Annotated in this window: 1 rRNA gene; it reads left to right on the top strand. The window is 34.0% G+C overall.

What is annotated here, in order from left to right:
• The first annotated feature begins 2 nt into the window (after nucleotides 1-2).
• A 5S ribosomal RNA gene (gene rrf / locus ACTWPF_RS19010) occupies nucleotides 3-118 on the top strand.
• Nucleotides 119-2,014: the final 1,896 nt, after the last annotated feature.

Below are 2,014 nucleotides of genomic sequence, written 5' to 3'. Positions count from 1 at the left end.
GGTCTGGTAGCAATAGCGGAGAGGTCACACCTGTTCTCATGCCGAACACAGAAGTTAAGTTCTCCAGCGCCGATGGTAGTTGGGGCTTTGCCCCTGCAAGAGTAGGACGCCGCCAGGCGAATTGAAAGGATTATGCATTTAATATGCATAATCCTTTTTTGTGGTTTTAGATTGTAATTATGGCCAAGGAAACTAATGTAACATGAGATCTTAATTAGGAACTTTAAAATTCCAGCAGCAGTAAGAAGTTCTACCTGGTGCGTAGATAGCAAACTTCGTTGTTAAATTATGATGAGCTTTTACTAGTTTCAAACCTTTTAACCCACCTAAGATTAAAGTTAGGAGGAGAGAACTGGAGGAAAGTAAAAGTTACTCTGATTATATTAACAAAAAGTACGGAACAGATAGGTCACCATTAATACATAAGTGGGAAAGTTTGGGAAACAACAGAACGTTTCATAAAAGAGAGACCTTTGCCACAGCTTATAAGGATATGTAAGATTGATATTAGTACTTGGATCGGATAATTAGGATTGCTACTAACGTTTCGTTTCTAAAAAAACATGAGGAGTTATTTTTTATTTCGATTTATAAGCTCAACGAGAGAGGAAGAAACAAATAATTATACAAGTGGGGCTTCTGAACAAATATCGAATCAAAAAGGAGAAAGCAATGAACTACCTAAGTAGGTGTTAATACTTCCGGTTAAATCTAAGAAGTAAATATAGAATCTACTCTAAGGATTCTTATATTATTGAAATAAGTAAACTTATAAATTATCCAATCATATGTTAAAAACTCTTTAGACGGTTAACAAAAAAATAGGTAGTAAGGAGGTCAGAAATATTACTCGGAAATTAGGTTAAAATACATTAGTTTTAACGGAGTAATAATTATAGTTGAAAAGAAGCAACAAAGAAAAAGTAGCATATTATTATGGAATCATCCTTGTAGTGAGTGTTTGGTTAAAATCAATTATGAAAAGGGAAAAAGGAACTGGGAATCATTAGTAATTATAAAATAACAGAGGGACTGGTCGGGAAGCCCACATGGAGAAGAATTGAGCAACTTGATACTACTGCTATTAATGACTTTAAAAAATTCTCAGTCTGGTATATCCATAACTTTTAACCATGAAGGTAAAAGATTATACATTATTGCGTTTTTACAATATTGAAGTTCAGGTATTACAAACTTATTGCTAAATTACAAAAGGCTTTAAGGGTCTGTCCCTCGCTCACGCAACTGAAGAAGTAACAATTAAAGCGTAAGTTGCTGTTGTGCATAAGCCTTTTCCGGACTTTTAAGAGCTACAAAATAATAGGGAAGAAACACTAATTTAATATTGTCGAACAAATAGAATTTAAAGAGTGGCACCAGTAGTGCTGTCAAAAGTTTACGTTAGCTTTTTAATTGTTCCCGACAAGTGTATACACAGAATAACACTCAACTGAAGGTGAAATGTCTGTAGAAAGCGGAAAGCAATTTTATGTCATATAACCTTTAGTTATAGTGAGAGAAACCTACTTTTACTTTACCTTCTGTCAAAAGTGATAACTCCAATTCTTCTTTCGCGAAATTGATTCGAATAAGTAGCTATATATTTTCTTTCCATTATACTCAGTACTACATGGTTAACCACCATCTAGTAGGGTTCATAAACATTCTTTTTTATTTTTTTCTAGAAACTGTTGACACCTTAGTCGAAAAAATGCTATATTTATCAAGTCGCCAAATTCGACAGCAATCGACAACTTCATTTAAACGTTTTAAAAAAGTTGTTGACAGGTTGGTTCGGAAATGGTATGATATAAAAGTTGCTTCAAAAAAAGCAACGCAAACAAATTGCTCTTTGAAAACTGAACAGAACAACTAGTATGTCAAGGAAAAACAGACTTTCTGTTTTTCAAAGAAATACAAGCAGAAGCCAGTTTTCTGCGAAGCTAAGACGGATCATGTCGATTGGTGTCGATATGATACAAACTTTTTTGGAGAGTTTGATCTTGGCTCAGGA

The organism is Oceanobacillus sp. M65 (assembly GCF_052246275.1).
GTDB lineage: Bacteria > Bacillota > Bacilli > Bacillales > Amphibacillaceae > Oceanobacillus_B > Oceanobacillus_B jordanicus.
This window is presented reverse-complemented; position numbering and strand designations above follow the sequence as displayed.